This is a genomic window from Agromyces sp. NPDC057865, from assembly GCF_042796995.1.
Lineage (GTDB): Bacteria > Actinomycetota > Actinomycetes > Actinomycetales > Microbacteriaceae > Agromyces.
In genome coordinates, this window is sequence record NZ_JBHVMJ010000001.1 from 768,321 (window position 1) to 787,678 (window position 19,358).

The 19,358-nt window shown below is 71.8% G+C and carries 21 protein-coding genes; 7 read left to right on the forward strand and 14 right to left on the reverse strand.

The window, feature by feature from the left end; all coding sequences use genetic code 11:
• Positions 1-56: 56 nt before the first annotated feature.
• Complete coding sequence (locus tag ACFVN5_RS03595) at positions 57-788, reverse strand: glutamine amidotransferase (RefSeq protein WP_376953275.1); 732 nt, start codon at positions 786-788, stop codon at positions 57-59.
• Positions 789-848: 60 nt separating this feature from the next.
• Positions 849-1,283: a hotdog fold thioesterase gene (locus tag ACFVN5_RS03600; protein WP_376953276.1), complete on the reverse strand. Its 435-nt coding sequence runs from the start codon at positions 1,281-1,283 to the stop codon at positions 849-851.
• A gap of 109 nt (positions 1,284-1,392) precedes the next feature.
• On the opposite strand from ACFVN5_RS03600, the gene ACFVN5_RS03605 reads away from it, so the two are divergent.
• Positions 1,393-2,043 carry a DUF4190 domain-containing protein gene (locus ACFVN5_RS03605; protein ID WP_376953278.1) on the forward strand — a complete coding sequence of 217 codons (651 nt, stop codon included), beginning with the start codon at positions 1,393-1,395 and terminating at the stop codon, positions 2,041-2,043.
• 63 nt (positions 2,044-2,106) lie between these two features.
• Here ACFVN5_RS03605 and ACFVN5_RS03610 read toward each other — a convergent pair whose 3' ends face one another.
• A complete protein-coding gene (locus tag ACFVN5_RS03610; RefSeq protein ID WP_376953279.1) occupies positions 2,107-2,718 on the reverse strand; it encodes a zinc-binding alcohol dehydrogenase in 612 nt (203 codons plus the stop codon).
• 48 nt (positions 2,719-2,766) lie between these two features.
• On the opposite strand from ACFVN5_RS03610, the gene purM reads away from it, so the two are divergent.
• Together purM and ACFVN5_RS03620 are read left to right on the forward strand one after the other, a co-directional pair.
• Complete coding sequence (gene purM / locus ACFVN5_RS03615; RefSeq protein WP_376953280.1) at positions 2,767-3,876, forward strand: phosphoribosylformylglycinamidine cyclo-ligase; 1,110 nt, start codon at positions 2,767-2,769, stop codon at positions 3,874-3,876.
• A gap of 4 nt (positions 3,877-3,880) precedes the next feature.
• Positions 3,881-4,639 (forward strand): LLM class flavin-dependent oxidoreductase, encoded by a 759-nt coding sequence (locus ACFVN5_RS03620; RefSeq protein WP_376953281.1) that lies wholly within the window; start codon positions 3,881-3,883, stop codon positions 4,637-4,639.
• Positions 4,640-4,762: 123 nt separating this feature from the next.
• Here the strand turns inward: ACFVN5_RS03620 and ACFVN5_RS03625 are convergent, their stop codons facing one another.
• Positions 4,763-4,963 carry a DUF3073 domain-containing protein gene (locus ACFVN5_RS03625; RefSeq protein WP_376953282.1) on the reverse strand — a complete coding sequence of 67 codons (201 nt, stop codon included), beginning with the start codon at positions 4,961-4,963 and terminating at the stop codon, positions 4,763-4,765.
• A gap of 196 nt (positions 4,964-5,159) precedes the next feature.
• Here ACFVN5_RS03625 and ACFVN5_RS03630 point away from each other — a divergent pair, with 196 nt between their 5' ends.
• Positions 5,160-6,326, forward strand: a complete 1,167-nt coding sequence (locus ACFVN5_RS03630; RefSeq protein ID WP_376954305.1) for an NAD(P)-binding domain-containing protein — start codon at positions 5,160-5,162, stop codon at positions 6,324-6,326.
• Positions 6,327-6,452: 126 nt separating this feature from the next.
• Here the strand turns inward: ACFVN5_RS03630 and ACFVN5_RS03635 are convergent, their stop codons facing one another.
• From ACFVN5_RS03635 to ACFVN5_RS03665, 7 genes are all read right to left on the reverse strand, one after another.
• Entirely contained in the window at positions 6,453-6,857 is a 405-nt protein-coding gene (locus ACFVN5_RS03635; protein ID WP_376953283.1) for a DUF1801 domain-containing protein, read from the reverse strand.
• A 10-nt stretch (positions 6,858-6,867) separates the two neighbouring features.
• A complete protein-coding gene (locus tag ACFVN5_RS03640; protein WP_376954306.1) occupies positions 6,868-8,919 on the reverse strand; it encodes an APC family permease in 2,052 nt (683 codons plus the stop codon).
• A 157-nt stretch (positions 8,920-9,076) separates the two neighbouring features.
• Positions 9,077-9,457, reverse strand: coding sequence for a fluoride efflux transporter CrcB (gene crcB / locus ACFVN5_RS03645; RefSeq protein ID WP_376953284.1), 381 nt, complete (start codon positions 9,455-9,457; stop codon positions 9,077-9,079).
• The gene (locus ACFVN5_RS03650) at positions 9,454-9,873 is read right to left on the reverse strand and encodes a fluoride efflux transporter FluC (protein WP_376953285.1); all 420 of its coding nucleotides are present in this window, start codon (positions 9,871-9,873) and stop codon (positions 9,454-9,456) included. The genes crcB and ACFVN5_RS03650 overlap by 4 nt, the downstream gene beginning before the upstream one ends.
• Positions 9,874-9,882: 9 nt before the next feature.
• Positions 9,883-10,395 carry a GNAT family N-acetyltransferase gene (locus ACFVN5_RS03655; protein ID WP_376953286.1) on the reverse strand — a complete coding sequence of 171 codons (513 nt, stop codon included), beginning with the start codon at positions 10,393-10,395 and terminating at the stop codon, positions 9,883-9,885.
• Between the two features lie 54 nt (positions 10,396-10,449).
• Positions 10,450-11,076: a PadR family transcriptional regulator gene (locus ACFVN5_RS03660; RefSeq protein WP_376953287.1), complete on the reverse strand. Its 627-nt coding sequence runs from the start codon at positions 11,074-11,076 to the stop codon at positions 10,450-10,452.
• Complete coding sequence (locus ACFVN5_RS03665; RefSeq protein WP_376953289.1) at positions 11,073-11,945, reverse strand: DUF4097 family beta strand repeat-containing protein; 873 nt, start codon at positions 11,943-11,945, stop codon at positions 11,073-11,075. Before ACFVN5_RS03665 ends, ACFVN5_RS03660 begins: the two co-directional genes overlap by 4 nt.
• A gap of 172 nt (positions 11,946-12,117) precedes the next feature.
• On the opposite strand from ACFVN5_RS03665, the gene ACFVN5_RS03670 reads away from it, so the two are divergent.
• Positions 12,118-12,897 (forward strand): MerR family transcriptional regulator, encoded by a 780-nt coding sequence (locus ACFVN5_RS03670; RefSeq protein WP_376953290.1) that lies wholly within the window; start codon positions 12,118-12,120, stop codon positions 12,895-12,897.
• 219 nt (positions 12,898-13,116) lie between these two features.
• On the opposite strand, the gene ACFVN5_RS03675 is transcribed toward ACFVN5_RS03670, so the two are convergent.
• A complete protein-coding gene (locus tag ACFVN5_RS03675; protein WP_376953291.1) occupies positions 13,117-13,806 on the reverse strand; it encodes a YitT family protein in 690 nt (229 codons plus the stop codon).
• 61 nt (positions 13,807-13,867) lie between these two features.
• On the opposite strand from ACFVN5_RS03675, the gene ACFVN5_RS03680 reads away from it, so the two are divergent.
• On the forward strand, positions 13,868-15,313 hold the full coding sequence (locus ACFVN5_RS03680; protein WP_376953293.1) for a PLP-dependent aminotransferase family protein: 1,446 nt from the start codon (positions 13,868-13,870) through the stop codon (positions 15,311-15,313).
• A 9-nt stretch (positions 15,314-15,322) separates the two neighbouring features.
• Here ACFVN5_RS03680 and ACFVN5_RS03685 read toward each other — a convergent pair whose 3' ends face one another.
• The gene (locus ACFVN5_RS03685; RefSeq protein ID WP_376953295.1) at positions 15,323-16,843 is read right to left on the reverse strand and encodes a DHA2 family efflux MFS transporter permease subunit; all 1,521 of its coding nucleotides are present in this window, start codon (positions 16,841-16,843) and stop codon (positions 15,323-15,325) included.
• Between the two features lie 102 nt (positions 16,844-16,945).
• On the opposite strand from ACFVN5_RS03685, the gene ACFVN5_RS03690 reads away from it, so the two are divergent.
• A complete protein-coding gene (locus ACFVN5_RS03690) occupies positions 16,946-17,665 on the forward strand; it encodes a TetR/AcrR family transcriptional regulator (protein WP_376953296.1) in 720 nt (239 codons plus the stop codon).
• 395 nt (positions 17,666-18,060) lie between these two features.
• On the opposite strand, the gene ACFVN5_RS03695 is transcribed toward ACFVN5_RS03690, so the two are convergent.
• A complete protein-coding gene (locus ACFVN5_RS03695; protein ID WP_376953297.1) occupies positions 18,061-19,254 on the reverse strand; it encodes a hypothetical protein in 1,194 nt (397 codons plus the stop codon).
• Positions 19,255-19,358: the final 104 nt, after the last annotated feature.

Below are 19,358 nucleotides of genomic sequence, written 5' to 3' on the forward strand. Positions count from 1 at the left end.
GCCGCTGCTCACGTGAGCAGCGGCATGCAGCACGGCGCGGCATCCGACGGCGATGCCTATCGCGCGTGCAGCTCGACGAAGTTGCGCAGCATCCGGCTCGGATGCTCGACCGGCCCCAGCTTCGACCGGGCGATGGTGGCGTCGACCTCGTCGTCGGCGAAGTAGCCGTAGCCGCCGTAGGCGTGGATGCGCAGGATGATCCCCTCGAGGTCGAGCTCGGGGTGGAACTGCGTCGCGTAGACGTTCCGCCCGACCCGGAACATCTGCACGGGACAGGTCGGCGAGGAGGCGAGCAGTGCCGCCGAGGACGGCAGGTCCTTGATGGCCTCCTTGTGCCCGACGAACGCGTTGAACAGGCGCGGCATCCCGGCCAGCACCGGGTCGGATGCCCCGGCGTCGGTCAGCGTCACGGGCACGACGCCGATCGGCTCGGTGTAGGTGCGATCGATCGATCCGCCCTGGTGGAGGCCGAGCGGGCCGACGCCGTAGCAGGCGCCGAGGAACGGGAAGTCCCGGGCCACCACCTCGTCGAGCAGGGCGGCGAACTCCGCCTCGACGCGGTGCTGCACCGCCGTCTTCTGCTCGGGCGGGTCGGACGCGTTGAACGGACCGCCGCCGACGAAGATCCCCGACAGCGCGTCGAGGTCGAGGTGCGGCATCGGCTCCGCCTCGAGCCGCACCCGGATGAGGTCGCGCTCGTCGAGCCCGGAGTAGCGCAGGAAGAGCGCGTACTCCGCGTCGGCGGGCAGGTCCTCCGCGCGCGTGGCAAGGAGGACGAATGGCTTCACGGGACCACGATATTCTCGCGGCCCCGCCGCTGTCAGTACCAGGCTGTCTGGACCCGGCCGTCAGTACTCCGACGGCCGCGCGAGCACCGCCATGGTGCACCGCGAGACGCACACGAGGCGCCCCTGCTCGTCGGTGATGCGGATGTCCCACACCTGCGTCGTGCGTCCGCGCGAGATCGGCCGCGCCTCGCCGAGGACCCAGCCCTCGGCGATCGGCCGCACGTGGTTCGCGTTGATCTCCATGCCCACGCAGTAGAACGCCTCGGGGTCGACCGTGAACGTCGAGCCCCAGCTCGCGAGCGTCTCGGCGAAGGCGACGGATGCCCCGCCGTGCAGCACCCCGCCCGGCTGGCGCGTGCGCCCGTCGACCGGCATCCGGCCCTTCAGCGAGTCCTCGGTCAGCTCGGTCAGCTCGATGCCGAGGGTGTCGAGGAGGGTGCCCTCGCGGCGCGAGGTCGCCCAGTCGAGTGAGGGCTCGCCGAACCAGATGCTCATGGGGTCGAGTCTGGCATGCGTGCCGCTCGACGCCGCCACCCGGCGGTGGCTATGATCCGAGCCGAGCGCCACTCGGATCCGGGAGGCTCCGGACCCGAGATGAGGATCGATGTCCCACGACGCCGCCACGACCGATGCGCCAGCGACCCCGGCCGTCGCCGGGAGTGAGGCCGTCTCCGCGGCGCTCGACGAGCTCGCGGCCATCCTCGACCGCAACGGTCGCCCGGGTCGCGCGGCGCAGCTCCGGGCGGATGCCCGCCGCGTCGCCGTCGAGCACGAAGCCGCCTTCGATGACGTGCGTCGGCTCTTCACCGACGAGCCCCGGCTCCTCGGCGTCGAGCTCGCGGACCCCGCCGACCGGCGCGCGTACGAGGATGCGGCGCTCCGCCTGCACGATCACCTCGCCGCTGCGACCGCGCCGGCGGCACCCGCTCCACCCGGTGAGGTGCCTGGCCGGACGCTCGGCATCGTCGGCTTCGTCCTCTCCCTCGTCGGCGGGCTCAGCCTGGTGGGGCTCATCCTCAGCTGGGTCGCCCTGGCGCAGTCCCGACGAGCCGGACACCGGAACCGCCTCGCGGTGGCCGGCGTCGTGATCGGCGGGGCCGGCGTCCTGCTGGCGATCGTCGTCCTGGCCGTGTCGATCCCGACCCTGGCGGGCGTGGTCGAGACGTGTCGCGAGCTCGGACCGGGTGTGCACGAGGTCGGGAACGCGACGTACACGTGCACGCCGACGTCGGCGCACGTGACGGTCCACTCCTGACGCCGGTGCCCCGCGTCTCGATACGCGTCGCCTTCGGCGGCGCTCCTCGACGAGCGGCGTGGGCTACGCGAGCTCGGCGATGATCGGGTGGATGGCGTCGTCGAACGCCGAGGCATCCGATCGCAGCGTGTCGGTGACCGCCACGGTCATGGCGCCGATCCACCACACGCCCTGCGCGGCGAGCGGCACGACCTCGACGTTGAGCTCGAACGAGTGCGCTCGGCGGCCCACCTCGCGTTCATGCTCGGCGATGGTGCCGGCGTAGGCGCGGTAGGAGTCGCCGCGGCGCGATGCCGACGCCGTGCGGTAGTTCTGGTGCGCCCAGTCCGCCCACGCACGTGCGGCCTCGGCGTGCGGCACGATCGCGGCGGCGAGGATCTCCGCCTCGGAGACCGGGAGGGCGACCTCGGTGCCGTACGCGTCGACGAGCTCGAGCGGCACGGGCGATGGATGCACCTCGGGCTCGACCGTCATGGCCCACCACGCGCGCCACTGGCGCTCGAGCAGGTCGTGATCGTCCATCTCGAGTCGTGCGCCGACCGGGCCGACGTCACGAAGCCGGGGGAGCTCGACGGGCGAGGCGATGCCGAGCACCTCTCGGAGGTACAGGGCGAGCAGGACCGCGCGAGACGCGTTCTCGCGAATCACCCACGATGGCGTGCCCCCCGCGCTCATGGGGGCATTGTACGCCGGGCACCTCCGGCTGGCGGGTAGCCTTGACGGGTGACCGACGCGAATTCCTCCTATGCCGCCGCCGGTGTCGACACCCGGGCCGGCGACCTGGCCGTCGAACTCATGAAGGAGGCCGTCGCCGCGACCCACGGGCCCGGCGTCCTCGGCGGCGTCGGGGGCTTCGCCGGTCTCTTCGACCTCTCATTCGCCAAGGACTACGCGCGGCCGCTGCTCGCCACGTCGACCGACGGCGTCGGCACGAAGATCGCGATCGCGCAGGCCCTCGACCGGCACGACACGATCGGCCAGGACCTCGTCGGGATGGTCGTCGACGACATCGTCGTCGTGGGCGCGAAGCCCCTCTTCATGACCGACTACATCGCCTGCGGCAAGGTGGTGCCCGAGCGCATCGCCGCGATCGTCACGGGCATCGCGCGCGCCTGCGCCGAGACAGGCACCGCGCTCGTCGGCGGTGAGACCGCGGAGCACCCCGGCCTCATGGGCGTCGACGACTACGACGTGGCCGGCGCCGCCGTGGGCGTCGTCGAGGCCGACCGCCTGCTCGGCGCCGAGCGCGTACGCGACGGCGACGTCGTCATCGCGATCGCGTCGAGCGGCCTGCACTCCAACGGGTTCTCGCTGGTGCGGCACATCCTCGCGAACGCGGGCCTGACCTACACGGATGCCGCGCCAGACCTCGGCACCACGTGGGGCGAGGCGCTGCTCGAGCCGACCCGGCTCTACACCGGCCCGCTCGTGCAGCTCCTCGAGGACGAGCGGCTCGGGGCATCCGTGCACTCGCTCTCGCATGTCACCGGCGGCGGTATCGCGGCGAACCTCGCGCGCGTGCTGCCGCGCGGCTCGTGGGTCGAGCTCGACCGGTCGACGTGGTCGCCCGCCGCGGTCTTCCGGGTGCTCAACGACCTCGCCGGCACCACGCTCGAGTCGACCGAGGGCACCTGGAACCTCGGCATCGGCTTCTTCGCGGTCGTGGCGGCGGATGCCGCGTCCGACGTCGTGGCCGCCCTCGGCGCGCTCGGCCTGCCCGCGTGGCCTGCCGGCACGGTCACGATCGGTGCTCGCGACCTCGACGGGTTCGAACAGGGCGCCAAGGGCGTCGACGGCGGCGCCGTGCGCCTCGTGGGCGCCTACGCGGACTGACGTTATGCGTGGGGCGGTCTCGATCGGCATCACCGGGCGCACGGATGCCGCGACGGTCCGCACGCTCGCGGCGCTCGTCGAGCGGCTGGGCTTCCACGCCCTGTGGATCAACGACATCCCCGGCGGCGACTCGCTCGCGGGGCTCCGCATCGCGGCGGCGGCGACCACCACGCTCGGGCTCGCGACCGGCGTGATCCCGCTCGACCGCCGTCCGGTCGCAACGCTCGACCTCGCGGGGCTTCCCACCGAGCGCACGGTCCTCGGCATCGGCTCGGGCGGGGCGCGGCATCCGCTCGGGCTCGTGCGCGACGGCATCGCGGCGCTGCGGCAGGCGACGGATGCCGCGGTCGTCGTCGGCGCGCTTGGACCCCGCATGCGACGGCTCGCCGCCGAGCAAGCCGACGGCGTGCTCCTGAACTGGCTCACGCCGTCGGTTGCGGCCGAGGCGACCGCGGAGCTGCGTCGCGACGCGGGCGACCGTGCGGCCCGCAGCATCCTGTACGTGCGCACCATCGCCGACGACGCGGCCCGGCCGGCGCTCGAGGCGGAGGCCCGGCGCTACGAGACGGTTCCCTCGTACGCCGCGAACTTCGAGCGCGCCGGGATCCGCGCGATCGACGCGACGATCGACGACGCGGCCGCGCTCGCGGCGTTCGACGTCGTCGACGAGATCGTGCTGCGCGCGATCACGCCCGACGGCACGCTCGCCGAGCTCGAGCGGTTCGCCGAGACGACAGCACGCTGGCGCGCCGAATCGGCGTGACGACACCGCGGGGGCAGGTCGTCATGATACGTGCGCAGGCAACCCGCGGGAACGCCTCAGGAGACGAGTCGCCGGCTCAGCGGCGGCAGGTGTTCCGCGGGGATGCTGCGACGTCGATCGCGCTCAGGCGCGTTGCTCGTCGCCCGTGACGTAGGTGTCGTCGTCGTCGGAATACTCCGACCATTTCGACATCTCGTCATCGTGCTCGTCATGGTGCGAACTGGTGAGCTCGCGCTCAAGCGCCGAATAGTCGGTGTTCGGGCTGAAGTACTTCAGCTCCCGAGCGACCTTGGTGTGCTTGGCTTTCTGACGGCCGCGCCCCATGCGTGACCCCCTTACGACGTCTGGCCGGGTGGGATGGTCGTCACCCGGCGCTCTCTGATAGATGAAATTCGTCCGACCGCCAGTTTAGCACCGCGGATCGGGCACGGCCTGCGCCGTGCACAACCTTCCGAGCACCCCTCGGACGGGGCGGAACGACGTGCGCGAGCACACAGGATCCCGTGCTGAGATGGTCTCCGTGATGTCGGACCCGGAACGCGTGAAGGTCGTGGTGATCGGCGCCGGGCAGGCCGGCCTCTCCGTCGCCTACTACCTGCGTCGGTTCGAGCTCGTCGCCGACGAGGACTTCGTCATGCTCGACCGCGCGCCCGGGCCCGGCGGGGCGTGGCAGCACCGGTGGTCGTCCCTCCGACTGGGCACCGCGCACCGCGTGAACGACCTGCCCGGCATGGCCGAACTCGGCCTGAGCTTCGACACCGCCGACCGCACGCTGCCCGCCAAGGACGTCGTCGCCGACTACTACGGGCGGTTCGAGCAGCACTTCGACCTGCGCGTGCGGCGCCCGATGAACGTGCGCTCGGTGGTCAACGAGGGCGCCGACCTACTGGTGACCTCCGAGGACCTCGCGCCCCAGCCGATCGAGGAGCTGAAGTCGCGGGGCTTCTTCGGCCGCCGCCGCCGCACGTCCGAGGATTCCGGGGTCCCGCGTCACGGGATCGCGACCCAGTTCCTCGTGAACGCGACCGGTACCTGGGGCTCGCCGTTCGTGCCGTACTACCCCGGCATGTCCGACTTCGCCGGCCGGCACCTGCACACGTCCGACTTCGTCGACGCCGAGGACTTCCGCGACCAGCACGTCGTCGTGGTCGGCGGCGGCACGTCGGCCATCGGCTTCATGCTCGAGCTCGAGGGCGTGGCGGCCGGCCTCACCTGGGTGTCGCGGCGACCGATCGACTGGCTCGACCGCCAGGAGCTCGACCTGGAGGGCGCGTCGGCCGCGGTCGCCCTGCAGGACGAGGCCGCGCGCTCCGGGCGCGCCCTGCCCTCGGTCGTGAGCGGCACGGGCGTGCCGAAGAGCCGCCGCATCGCGGCGGGCATCGACCGTGGCCTGCTCGTCGCCCGCCCGATGTTCCATCGCATCGAGCCCGACCGCGTCGTCTGGGACGGCGACGCGGGCGGCATGGCTCGCGCCGACGCGATCATCTGGGCGACGGGCTTCCGTCCCGAGCTGCGCCACCTGTCGGCGCTCCGGCTGCGCGAGCGCGCCGGCGGCGTCACCGTGGGGCAGGGCGCGTCGTGGAACGACCCGCGCATCTTCCTCGCGGGCTACGGTCCCCAGGCGTCGACCATCGGTGCGAACCGCGCGGGCCGCATGATCGCCCGCCAGATCATGGCGATGCTCTAACCCGGTCGTCGAGCAGCGCCGCCGGAGGCGACGCGTATCGAGACGCGAACACGTGGGGTCTCGATACGCGTGCCGCTGCGCGGCGCGCTACTCGACCACCGGGGTGCGGCGGCGCTGCGCGGCGCGCTACTCGACCACCGGACGGGTCAACGCCTCGTACGACGAGCGAACGACTCGCTCGAGCGCGTCGAGGTCGACCTGCTCGAGGTCCTTCACGTAGAGGCATCCGACGCCCGTGGTGTGCGGGCCCAGGTGCTCGAGCTCGTCGGCGTGCGCGGCGACGCCGTCGTTGAGGTAGATCGTCGTCGCGGGCTTGCGAGGTGCGAACCCTGCGCCGGGGGCGTCGCCCTGGCGACCGCTCTCGTAGTGGTAGTGGTACGTGCCGAACCCGACGATGCCCGAGTAGGCGATGCGGGCGGGCTGGCCCGTGGCGCGCGACATGAGCTCGACGAGCGTCTCGGCGTCGCGACGCCGCACCGGGTTCTCGACGGAGTCGATGAGCTTGCGGACCTCGGGGTCGACGTCGGCCATGCCGCGGAGTCTACCGGCGCGGCTGCGCGGCCGGCTTCTCGGTCGCCGCTCGCCTCGGGATCGGCCGCACCGGCTCGCCGCGACGGTCCTGGCCGGGCAGCGGTCGCGAGCGGCGACCGTAGATCAGGTCCGACGAGTCGAGCAGCCACGGCACCAGCGCGACCGTCACGCCGTGCACGAGCAGCAGCTTCTGGCGGATGCGACGGGCCTTGTGATTGTGCAGGATGTTCTCCCACCAGTGGCCCACGATGTACTGCGGCATGTAGACCGTGATCACCTCGGAGCCGTGCTCCTCACGACGGTTCTTGATGTACTGGATGAGCGGGTAGCTGAGGTCGCGGTACGGCGACGACAGGATCCGCAGTTTCACGTGGATGTTCTGCTTGACCCAGTCCTTCTTCAGGCGCTTGGTCGCGTCGTCGTCGATGGAGACGTGCACGGCCTCGAGGGAGTCGTGCCGCGCCGCGATCGCGTAGTCGAGCGCCTTCAGCGTCGGCTTCTGCATGCGGCCGACCAGCACGATCGCGTGGTCGCCGGTGGCGCCGAACGTCGTCGTGGGATCGACCTCGATCTCCCGCTCGACGTCGCGGTAGTAGCGGTGCACGCCCATCATGAGGAAGAACAGGATGGGCATCATCACGAACACGATCCACGCGCCATGCGTGAACTTCGTGACCGTGACGACGATGAGCACGACCGCGGTCATGGCCGCGCCGATCGCGTTGATGACGAGCGCGCGCATGATCGCGCCCTGCGAGAGCGGCTGGGCGCCGTCGCCGTGCGCAGGCGCCTTCTTCGACGGGCCCTTGGCCGGATGCCGCCGCCGCGACAGCTCGCGCAGCCAGTGCCGCACCATCCCCGTCTGGCCGATCGTGAACGACACGAACACGCCGATGATGTAGAGCTGGATCAACACCGTGAGGTTCGCCTGGAAGATCACGAGGATCGCGATGGCCACGAGCGCGAGGATGATCACGCCGTTCGAGTAGATGAGGCGGTCGCCGCGCGTCGAGAGCGACTTCGGCGCGTAGCCGTCGCGCGCGAGCACCGAGCCGAGCAGCGGGAATCCGTTGAACGCGGTGTTCGCCGCGAGCAGCAGCACGAGGGCCGTCGCCGCCTGGATGACGTAGAACGGGAACGAGTCGCCGCCGAACGTCGCCGCGGCGACCTGCGCCATCAGGCTCGGCTGCGGCTGGGTGGCGCACTCGGTCCAGCCGATGAGATGGCATGGATCCTCGGCGTAGTGCACATTCGAGATGAGCGCCATCGCGGTGAGGCCCGCGAAGAGGATGATCGCGATGCCGCCCATCGCGACGAGGGTCGCCTGCGCGTTGCGGACCTTGGGAAGGCGGAACGCGGGCACGCCGTTCGAGATCGCCTCGACGCCGGTGAGCGCGGAGCATCCGCTCGCGAAGGACCGCAGCAGCAGCAGGATGACCGCCGCCTGCGTGAGGGACTCGGCCTGGACGCCATAGGCGGCGGACTCCGCCACGGGCGGGTCGCCGAGCGCGGTGCGCGTGAGGCCCACCACGATCATGATGAAGACGCTGCCGATGAACAGGTACGTCGGGATCGCGAACGCCTTCGACGACTCGCTCACGCCCCGCAGGTTCACGGCGGCGAGGATGATGACGAACACGATCGCGAGCTCGACGCGGAACGGGTTCAGCTCGGGGATCGCCGAGATGATGTTGTCGACGCCCGACGCGACCGACACGACGACCGTCATGACGTAGTCGACGAGCAGGGCGGATGCCACGACGAGGCCGGCCTTCTCGCCGAGGTTGCGGTGCGCCACCTCGTAGTCGCCGCCGCCCGACGGGTAGGCCCGGATGAGCTGCCGGTAGCTCGCCACGACCGTGATGAGCAGCACCACGACCGCGAGGGCGACCCACGGCGTGAACGACAGGAACGCGAGCCCGCCCACGAGCAGGATCATGACGAGCTCCTGCGGCGCGTACGCCACGGAGGAGAGCGGGTCGCTCGCGAAGATCGGGAGTGCCAGCGACTTCGGGAGCAGCTGGCCCTCGAGCCGCTCGGTCGGCAGCGGTTCGCCGATGATCCAGTGCTTCGCCGACTTGAGTTCGGCGGGTGCGGCCGTGGCTCCGGCCGGCTTGGGTTCAGCGGGTGTGCCCGCCTCGTTCGTCACGGCGGATGACACTACACCTGCGCAGGCGCAAGTCAAGTCGGTGGACCGGGAGACCCGCCGCTACATCGTTTCAGCGCGTGATCAGGTACATGCCCGCCGCCGCCGCGAGCCCCAGCACGAGGGTCACGACCACGTTGAGGATCGCAGCGCGCCAGCGGCCGCCGTCGAGCAGCTCGACCGTCTCGACCGTCCACGTGCTGAACGTCGTGAGGCCGCCGCAGAAGCCCGTGACGAGGATCAGGCGCAGGTCGCCGTCGAGTGCCGTGCGCTCGGCGAGCCCGATGAGGGCGCCGGCGACGCCCGAGCCGACGACGTTCACGATGAGGATGCCGCCGGGCAGGTGTCCGGGGCGCACCGGGAGCGCACGCGACAGCGCGTATCGCAGGAGGGCGCCGCCGGCCCCCGCGAGGAGCACGGCGACCACGACCACCGGGGTCAGGCCGCCCGTCACAGGGTCTCTCCGGCATCCGTGATCTCGGTGGGCATCGGACGGTGGGCGATGAGCGACCCGATGCGCAGGCCTGCGGCCGCGAGCGCGAGTCCGCCCACGACCGAGACGAGGAGGTAGAGCGCCGCGAGCCACGCCTCGCCCGCTCCGGTCAGCACGATGAGCGAGGCCATGACCGCCGAGAGCGTCGTGAACGAGCCGATGACGCCCGATCCGAGGCCGGCCTTGAACCAGGTCGGGGTGGTCGGCCGCGTCCAGAGCCCGCCCACGAGCCAGCCGAGCACGAACGCGCCGACGAGGTTCACGAGGAGGGTCTCGATCGGGAAGTCGCCGTCGCCGTGGGGGAACGCCAGGTCGCATGCGAGCCGCAGGCCGGTGCCGATGAGGCCGCCGACGGCGACGGCGAGGTAGGCGAGCACCCCTGCAGGCTACGCCCGGGCGGGGGCGAGCTCGACGACCCAGTCGTTCAGGCGATGCACGTTGCCGGGCGTGAGCTCGAAATCGGCCTCGCGGACGAGCGCGAAGCCCGCCTTGCGGCAGACCGCGTTCGACGCGGGGTTGTCGACCCGCGGATAGGCGTGCACGGGCAGGGTGTCGCCGTTGGCGCGCGCCCAGTCGAGCATGGCGATCACCGCGGCCGGCGCGATGCCCTGGCCGCGGTAGGCCTCCTCGACCGACCAGCCGGCCTCGAGCACGTGCTCGCCGTCGTCGTCGCGATCCCAGTAGCCCACGATGCCGACGCCCTCGGGGTGGCCGGGGATCGCGATGCGGAACTGGTGGGCGGTGCCCTCGCGCTGCAGCCGGAGGTAACGCTCGTGCCGCGCGATCACGTGCTCGTCGTCTTCGGGGCCGCCGAGCTGGTCCATGAGCTCGTGTGTGTTGGCCCGGCGCAGCAGGTCGAGGTCACCCGGTGACCAGGGGTGGAGCGTGACATCCGTCATGCCCCCATCACAGCACCGGCCCCCGACACGGCGCGAGGCCGTGCGGGGGCGGTGTCAGCGATCGACCAGCGAGGCCAGCACGTCGGCGCGAACCTGTGCGAGCCGGGCCTTGAGCAGTCCCACCGAGTCGGCGGTCACGGCGCCGCGATGGGCGTGCGTGCGCAGGTCGGTGCGGAGCTGCTGCCGGAACTCGTTGAGCACCAGGTCGGCCTCGTGCACGGCACGGCTCGTGTCGCTGCCGTAGCCCGGCACGTTCGACGCGGCGCTCGCCGAGGTGCTCGTCGCGGCCCGCTTGGCCTCGCGCGCGGCGCTCGCGAGCTCGGCGCGCAGCGAGCGCATGGCGTCGTTCACCTCGGCGCGGACGCCGTCGGCGAGGCGTCGCACCGAGTCGGTCAGGTCGTCCTCGATGGCGTCGAGGTCGTTGCGGCGGGAGTCGACCTCGGCCCGACCGGCGGCCGTGATCTCGTAGACGGTCTTGCGGCCGTCGGCGGTCTTCGTGACCAGTCCCTCCTCCTCGAGCTTCGCGAGGCGGGGATAGATCGTGCCGGCGCTCGGGCTGTAGGTGCCGCCGAACCGGTCGGAGAGGGCCTGGATGAGCTCGTAGCCGTGACGGGGCTGCTCCTCCAGCAGTGCGAGCAGGTAGAGGCGCAGGTTGCCGTGGGCGAAGACCGGCGGGGTCATGCCGACGCCTCGCCGTCGCCCGCGGTCGTGCCGGCCGCGGCGCTCGCCGCACCCGCCGTCGCCGGCGCCTCGCGACGCATGATCGAGATGCTGCCCGACACGCTGTTCGCGCCGAGGTCGAGCCACTTGCCGGCGAGCTCGCCGACCGTGCGCTCGAAGCCCTTGCCGAGCATGCCCTTCACGGTCATGTCGTCGAGGAGCACCGTGCCGCCGACGGTGTTGATGCGGTAACGCGCGCCCGAGCCGGGCTCGAAGCGCACCGTGAGGTCGCCCGACACGGTGTTGCTGTCGATGCGGCTCGGCGTGCTGAACGCGTCGACGATCATGTTGCCGGCGACCGTGTCGGCGTTGAACGAGACGATGTCGCCGGTCGCGACCACGTCGCCCGACACGGTGTGCGCGGTGATGCGGCCCGTGTGGTTGCCGGCCGAGAGCTCGCCCGACACGCTCGAGAGCTCGATGTCGCCCTCGTGGCTGTCGACGACCACGTCGCCCGAGACGGTGCTGAACCGGGCGTCGCCCGCGAAGCCCGACACGAGCGCGTCGCCCGAGACCACGCCGAGCTTCAGCGCGACGCTGCGCGGCGCGAGGATCGACACCTCGGCCTTGGCGCTGCCCACGAAGCCCTTGAACGCCTCGAGGAAGTTGTCCCACCGCAGTTGCGGGTGGTCGATCTCGAGGGAGTCGCCGTCGATCGAGACCATGAGGTCCTTGCCGGTGACGCCCGAGACCTCGATGCGTGCGCCGGGCTCGTCGTGGGCGATCACGTCGACCTTGCCGCCGATCAGGCTCACCTTGAGCTTGCGGACGAGTTCGAGGTCGATGACCCGGGAGTCGCCGGGTGCGATGACCCACTTCTCGATGGCCATGGTGTTCTCCTTCTGCGGGACCGGGGTGCCGGCGGCATCCGTCGCCCTGCTGGTTTTCGCGATATATCGCGTTTGTGATGAGATCACGATATATCGCGTTTGCCACGATTGCAAGCGATCGGATGCCGCATCGCTTGACATTGACGCTGCGTCAATGTCTAGCGTGGATGCCATGGACACGGGAACGAGGGTCGCCGACTGGTCGATCCAGGAGATCGCGAAGATCGCCGGGACGACGAGCCGCACGCTGCGGCACTACGACGACATCGGGTTGCTGCCGCCGACGCGGGTCGGCGGCAACGGCTACCGCTACTACGACGACGACGCGCTCGTGCGGCTGCAGCGCATCATGCTGCTACGCGACCTCGGCCTCGGGCTCCCCGCCATCGCGGAGGTGCTCGACCGCGAGGCCGACGCCGAGCGCGCCCTGCGCCGCCACCTCGAGTGGCTGCGCGAGGAGCAGAGCAGGCTGGCGCGGCAGATCGCGTCGGTCGAACGCACCATCGGAGCACTGGAAGGAGGTGAACGACTCATGGCAGAGCAGATGTTCGACGGCTTCGACCACACCCAGTACAAGGAGGAGGTCGAGGAGCGCTGGGGGAAGGACGCGTACGCGAAGGGCGACGCGTGGTGGCGCTCGATGAGCGCCGACGAGAAGGCCGCATGGCAGCAGCTCGCGGCGCAGCTCGGCAGCGACTGGATCGCGGCCCACGAGCGGGGCGTCGACCCCGCCGGCGAGGAGGCGCAGGCGCTGGCCCAGCGCCAGTTCGACTGGCTCCGCGGCATCCCCGGCACGCCCGGCGGCGGCGCGGAGGGCCCGTCGAGGGAGTACTTCCTCGGCCTCGCCGAGATGTACGTGGCGGATCCGCGCTTCGGCGCCAACTACGGCGGCCAGGCGGGCGCGGAGTTCGTGCGCGACGCGATGACCGCGTACGCCGAGCGCAACCTGTAGTTCGGTCGTCGAGTAGCGCCGCGCGGAGCGCGACGCGTATCGCCCCCGAGGTGTCCCAGCCTCGGGGGCGATCGGCACCCGGTCGTCGAGTAGCGCCGCGCAGCGACGCGTATCGAGACGCAGCACGAGGTCTCGATACGCGTCGGCCTGCGGCCGGCGCTACTCGACCACCGGAACGTGCGGCCGGCGCTCCTCGACCACCGGACCGCGCGGCCGGCGCTACTCGACCACCGGAACGGCGCCCGTGCCTGCGCGGACGCGCGTCCGTCGCGCCTGCACCCGATCCGCCGGCATCCGCTCGGAGCGCCGGATCGCGAACAGCGGGATCGTGTAGCCGCAGAGCGGCCCGATGAGCAGCGCGAAGGCGAGCGTGCCGATGCCGACGTCGCCGCCGAGCAGCCAGCCGGCCGCGAGCACGACGACCTCGATGCCCGTGCGCACGATCCAGATCTTCCAGCCGGTCACCCGGTGCAGGCCCGTCATGAGGCCGTCGCGCGGGCCGGGGCCGAAGTGCGCGCCGATGTAGAGGCCGGTCGCGATCGCGAGCACCACGATGCCGGCGGGCAGCAGCAGCGCGCGGATCCAGAGGTCGAGGCCCGGCGGGATGAGCCACAGGCCGAGGTCGGCGAACGGGCCGACCAGCAGCGCGTTCATGACCGTGCCGAAGCCCGGCTTCTGCCGGATGGGGATCCAGAGCAGCAGCACGACGCCGCTCGTGAGGATCGTGATGAGCCCGAAGTTGAGGCCGGTCTGCTTCGCGATGCCCTGCGTGAGCACGTCCCACGGGGCGACGCCGAGCTCGCCGCGCACGATGAGCGCGATGCCGATGCCGTAGAGGAACAGCCCGACGAAGAGCTGCACGAATCGTCGGACGAGCACGGGCGCGGGATCGGTCGGTCGGCGAAGCATGTCCCAATCCAATTCCATGATTGGCCTGTTCTCATATAGCCAATTCGCCTAAAGTGGCCTTATGGCCGATCTCGCGCTGACCGCGCGTTCCCTCGAGCTCCTCCTCGGCGACTGGCGCGGACCCGGCAGTGCCTACGAGGCGCTCGCCGAGCGCATCCGACTGCTCATCGTCGACGGGCGCATCGCCGTCGACACCCGGCTGCCCGCCGAGCGCGACCTCGCCGAGCGGCTCGGGCTCAGCCGCACGACCGTGACCGCGGCCTACCGGCACCTGCGCGAGCAGGGCAACCTGCACAGCGTGCGCGGGTCGGGCAGCGTCGCTCGCCTGACCGGCGCGCCCGCCATCCTGCCGGCGCCCCCCGAGGCCGAGTACATCGACTTCTCCAAGGCCGCGCCCACCGCACTGCCGTGGCTGCCCGAGATCGCCCGCCAGGCGGTCGAGGACCTGCCCGCGCACCTGCTCGACGCGGGCTTCGACCCGATCGGTGCGTCCGCGCTCCGGCAGGCGATCGCCGACCGCTACACGGCCCGCGGCCTGCCGACCACGCCCGACCAGATCATGGTCACCATCGGCGCGCAGCACGCCATCGCCCTGCTGTCCCGCGCGCTCATCGGCCGCGGCGACCGCGCCGTCACCGAGGTGCCGATCTACCCGCACGCCTACGAGGCGCTGCGAGCGGCGGGCGCCCGGCTCGTTCCTGTGCCGGTTTCGCCGCACGACGTCGACGACGACCTCGACGATCGCGAGGAGACCATGGGCCTCGTGCAGGCCATCCGGCACTCGAATCCGGTCATGGCGTACGTCATCCCCGACTTCCAGAACCCGACGGGCCGCACCATGAGCCGGGTGTCGCGGGCGCGCGTGCTCGACGCCGCCGCCCGCCAGGGCACGGTCGTCGTCGCCGACGAGACCACCGCCGAGCTCTCGATCGACCGCCCGGGCCACTTCCCGCCCATGGCCGCCGACGGGCCGGCCGTGCTCATCGGCTCGGTCGGCAAGACCGTGTGGGGCGGCCTGCGCGTCGGCTGGATCCGGGCCGAGCGCCCGCTCATCCGCCGCCTCCTCGCCGTGCGCTCGCCCGGCGACCTCGGAACGCCCATCCTCGAGCAGCTCATCGTCACGCGGCTCCTGCCCCGCATGGACGAGATCCTCGAACTGCGCCGCGGGCAACTCCGCGCCGGCCGCGACCGCCTCGAGGAGCTCGTCGCCCGCCACCTGCCCGAGTGGGAGGTGCCGCACGTCGACGGCGGCATCGTCACCTGGGTCGGCCTCGGCGCTCCCGTGAGCTCGCAGCTCGCACTCGCCGCCCGCCGCGAGGGCCTCATCGTCGCGGCCGGGCCGCGGTTCGGCATCGACGGCGCGTTCGAGCGCTTCCTTCGCCTGCCCGTCTGCTACTCCCCCGAGACGACGGATGCCGCGGTGCAGGCGCTCGCCCGAGCCTGGCGCTCGCTCGGGCACGTGCCCGTCGGCGAGCCCGAGCCCGAGCTGCTCGCGTCGGTGGTCTGATCCGTCGACTCAGATGACGGCGGAGGCTCCGGTGGCTCCTACCGTCTCGGACTGGGCGTCGCGCGGGGCGGCGATCGACGGGCCGTCGCTGCGACGACGGAACAGCGTCGCCGCGATCACCGCGCCAAGGGCGAAGAGGCCGGCGCCCCACCAGTACGCCACCGTGTAGCTGTGGATCGCGGCATCCGCGAGCACCGCCTCGGTGGGCGGAGTGTGCGCCGCGATGTAGTCGGTGGCCGCCGTCGCGGCGAGCGTGTTGAGCAACGCCGTGCCGACGGACCCGCCGACCTGCTGGCTCGTGCTGACCATCGCCGACGCGACGCCCGCGAACGATCGTTCCACGCCGAAGGTGGCCGTCTGCATCGACGCGGGCATGATCGAGCCCATGCCGAAGCCGAGGATCATGAGCGGCGGCAGGACGTCCACGGCGTACGTGCTCTGCGCGTCGAGGTGGGTGAGGTAGACCATGCCGGCCGAGGCGATGAGCATGCCGATCGGGACCATGACCTTCGGGCCGAATCGAGGCACGAAGATGTTCGTGGACAGCTGGGCGGCGAGCACCAGCATGAGGATCATCGGCAGGAATGCCAGGCCGGTCTGGATCGGCGAGTACCCGAGCGACGTCTGCAGGTAGTAGGTGACGAACAGGAAGACGCCGAACATGCCGGCGCCGGCGATGAACACCGAGATGTAGGCCGCACCGCGGTTGCGGTCGAGCACGATCGGCAGCGGCAGGAGCGGGTGGGCGGCGCGGCGCTGCCAGAGCACGAAGGCGACGAGCAGCACCCCGGATGCCGCGAGCATGCCCCACGTCTGCGGTGCGTCCCAGCCGTCGGTCTCGGCGTTCGAGAAGCCGTACACGAGGAGGAAGAGGGCCGCGGACACGAGCACGGTGCCGGGCAGGTCGAGCTTGGGGCGCGGGCCCGTGCGTGCGACGTGCCGCACGAACAGGGCGGCGCCCACGATCGCGATCGCCGCGATGAACACGTTGATGTAGAGATTCCATCGCCAGTTGAACTGCTCGGTGAGGAATCCGCCGAGCAGGAGGCCGATGGCGCCGCCCGCACCGGCGATGGCGCCGAAGACGCCGAAGGCACGTGCGCGTTCCTTGGGGATCGTAAAGGTGGTGGTGAGCACGGCCAGGGCGGTGGGGGCGAGGAGGGCGCCGAACGCGCCCTGCAGCGCACGGCCCGTGACGAGCACGCCGAAGGTGGGAGCGGCGCCGGCGAGGGCGGACGCGGCGGCGAAGCCGATCAGGCCGATGATGAACGTGCGCTTACGCCCCCACAGGTCGGAGAGGCGGCCGCCCAGGAGCAGCAGACTGCCGAACGCGAGCGAGTAGGCGGTGATCACCCACTGGCGGTCGCCGTCGGAGAATCCGAGGTCGGCCTGCGCGGCGGGCAGGGCGATGTTCACGACCGTCGCGTCGAGCACCACCATCAGCTGGGCGAGGGCCACCGTGGCGAGGGTCCACCACCTGCGTGAGTGGGCGATGGCGGGCGCCTGGGTCTCGACCGGAGCAGAAGTCATACGCGCCACTCTATACGAGACTCGACAGTTTCGGATATGAACAGTTCCTGAAGTAACATGTCAGCAACATCACGCATCACGCGAGAAACGGAGACGACCGCGATGACGCAGCCCGACTCCATGGTCGACCCCGAGCTCGAGGCCTCGACGTCGGCCCCCGCGTCGAAGCTCGGACGCAAGCGCGATCACACCCGCGACCCCGAGATCCTCGACGCGGCGATCGACGTTCTCGCCGAGACGGGCTTCGACGGGATGACGATCGACATGGTCGCTGCCCGTGCCAAGGCCGGCAAGGCCACGATCTACCGGCGGTGGACCTCGAAGGCCGACCTCGTGCTCGACGCCGTGGCATGCATGAAGGCGGGCGAGCTCGACGCGGAGCACCTTCCCGACACCGGGACCCTGCGCGGCGACCTCGTCGCCATGATCCGCCCGCGCTCCATCGAGGAGGGCGAGCGCAAGCTGCGCATCATGGGCGGGCTCTTCGGCATGATCTCCAGCTCGCCCGAACTCGCGGATGCCGCGCACGCCGCGATCATCGAACCCCGGGTGGCCGTGAATCGGCTCTTCCTGCGTCGGGCCATCGAACGCGGCGAGATCCCGGCCGACTGCGATGTCGAGACGCTGGCCGTGGTGACCCCAGCCATGGCCGCGTTCCGCCTGCTGATCCAGAAGCAGCCGATCGACGCCGAGTACCTGCTGTCGCTGATCGACGGGGTGCTGCTTCCCGCGGCCGGCATCGATTCCGGTCGTCCCGTCGCGAGGGTCGGCCCGGGCTCGCACGGCATGCACCTGGCCGTCTCGGAGCCGACCGCCGACTGACGGCGCCGCGGTGCCCCCGGGATCATTCCCGAGGGAGGTGGTGCGGGGCGGCGGGCGGGTGTCTCCGCCGCCCCGCACCTGGCCGCGTTCAGATCGCGGCCGGGGCCGCGCGCGTCGGGTCGCTGCGCGGCCTGGGAGGGGCGAGGCCCGGCACTGGGGGCAGTGCACCGGACCCCACCCGGTCAACGTCGCATCGGGAGCCTCCCGATGCGGAGCTCATAGGCGCCGTGGGGCACGGCGGCGCGGCGGAGCACGGGGAAGCGGCGCGACGCCTGACGTGCCTGCGTGATGGTTCGCGACATGACCCGGTCCTCCCGACTGATCGATGGACTGCTCCCGCGCAGGGAGCGACGACCGCTCGACGCCTGCATCACGGCAGGCGGAGCCGGCCCCGATCAGTCAGGGGTGGTGTCGGTGCCGAAGACCGGCGACGACGGCAGTTCGTCGTCGACCGAGCCGAGCACCAGCGACGCGAGCGCGTCGAGGCCGAACGCGGTGAGTGCCGCGTCCGAGGTTCCGGATGCCCCGGCCGCGCCGGCGCCCGCGCCGGATCCGCCGGTTCCCGCACCGCCGCCCGCCCCGGGCGAGCCCGATGCGGCGGGGCCGTTCGGCGTGCCGTCCACCGGCAGGATCGCGCCGGCCGGCGCGTCGGGGGTGCTCGTGTCGTCGGCGGCGTTCGCGTCGGGATCCGCCCAGGAGGGGGCGTCCACGCCCGCACCGACGCCGGCGACCGCGTCGGAGGTGGGCCCGACCAGCGTCGCGCCGATCGCGGCGAGCGCCGCGGGTTCGGCCGGCCGGGGATCGGCCGAAGCCGCGACGTCGGCCGCGTTCACGACGGCCGGGTGATCGGCCGGCTTGTCGGCGAGCCCCGGCGGCACCGTGTGCTGCGCATTGTTCGTGGTCGAGTTCTCGTTCGCGTTCGCGCGCTGGTTGGAGTTCGCGTTCTGCGAGGCGGGTGCGGTGCGATCGGCGGGCTTGGTGGACTGCCCGGGCGGCACTGCCTTCTCCGTAGCCTGCCACGGCGGGACGGCGTGCTGGGTCGCGCCGCTGCTCGCGGTCGAGCCCTGGTCCGCGTTGCCCTGGTTCGCGTTGCCCTGCTTCGCGCTCGCGTTCGCGTTCTGCGAGGCGGGTGCGGTGCGATCGGCGGGCTTGGCGGCCTGCCCGGGCGGGACCTTCTCCGTCGCCTGCCCCGGCGGGACGGCCTTCTCCGTCGTCGCCTGCCCGGGCGGCACCGCCTTCTCCTTCGCCTGCCCCGGCGGAACGAAGCCGGCGTCACGACCGGGTGCAGCCGTTGCGGCAGTGGCGGGCTCGGCTGCGACCGCGGCCGCGGGAGTCGTCGTCTCGGCGGGCGCCGGGGGCTCGGCGACGACGGGCTCAGGGGCGACGGCAGCCGGTGCGGCCGGCTCTCCCTGATCGCCCGAGACGGCCGCCACCGCGGCATCCGCGGCCGTATCCGGCAGCGTCTCCTCGGCCGACGCCGAGTGCGTGGACGAGAACAGGCTGAACGCGAGCCAGATCGCGGCGGCGATGAGACCGAGGAGGGCGAGGCGGAGCCACGGCATCGGCCGTGCGGCATCCGCTGTCGTCATCGAGCTCACCCCCCCCCGTGCCTCTCGACGGTACTCCCGGTCGGTCGGACGGTCCAGCGCGGGATCCGCGGGATTCCCAGCATCCCGTGACATCTCCGCGAGCA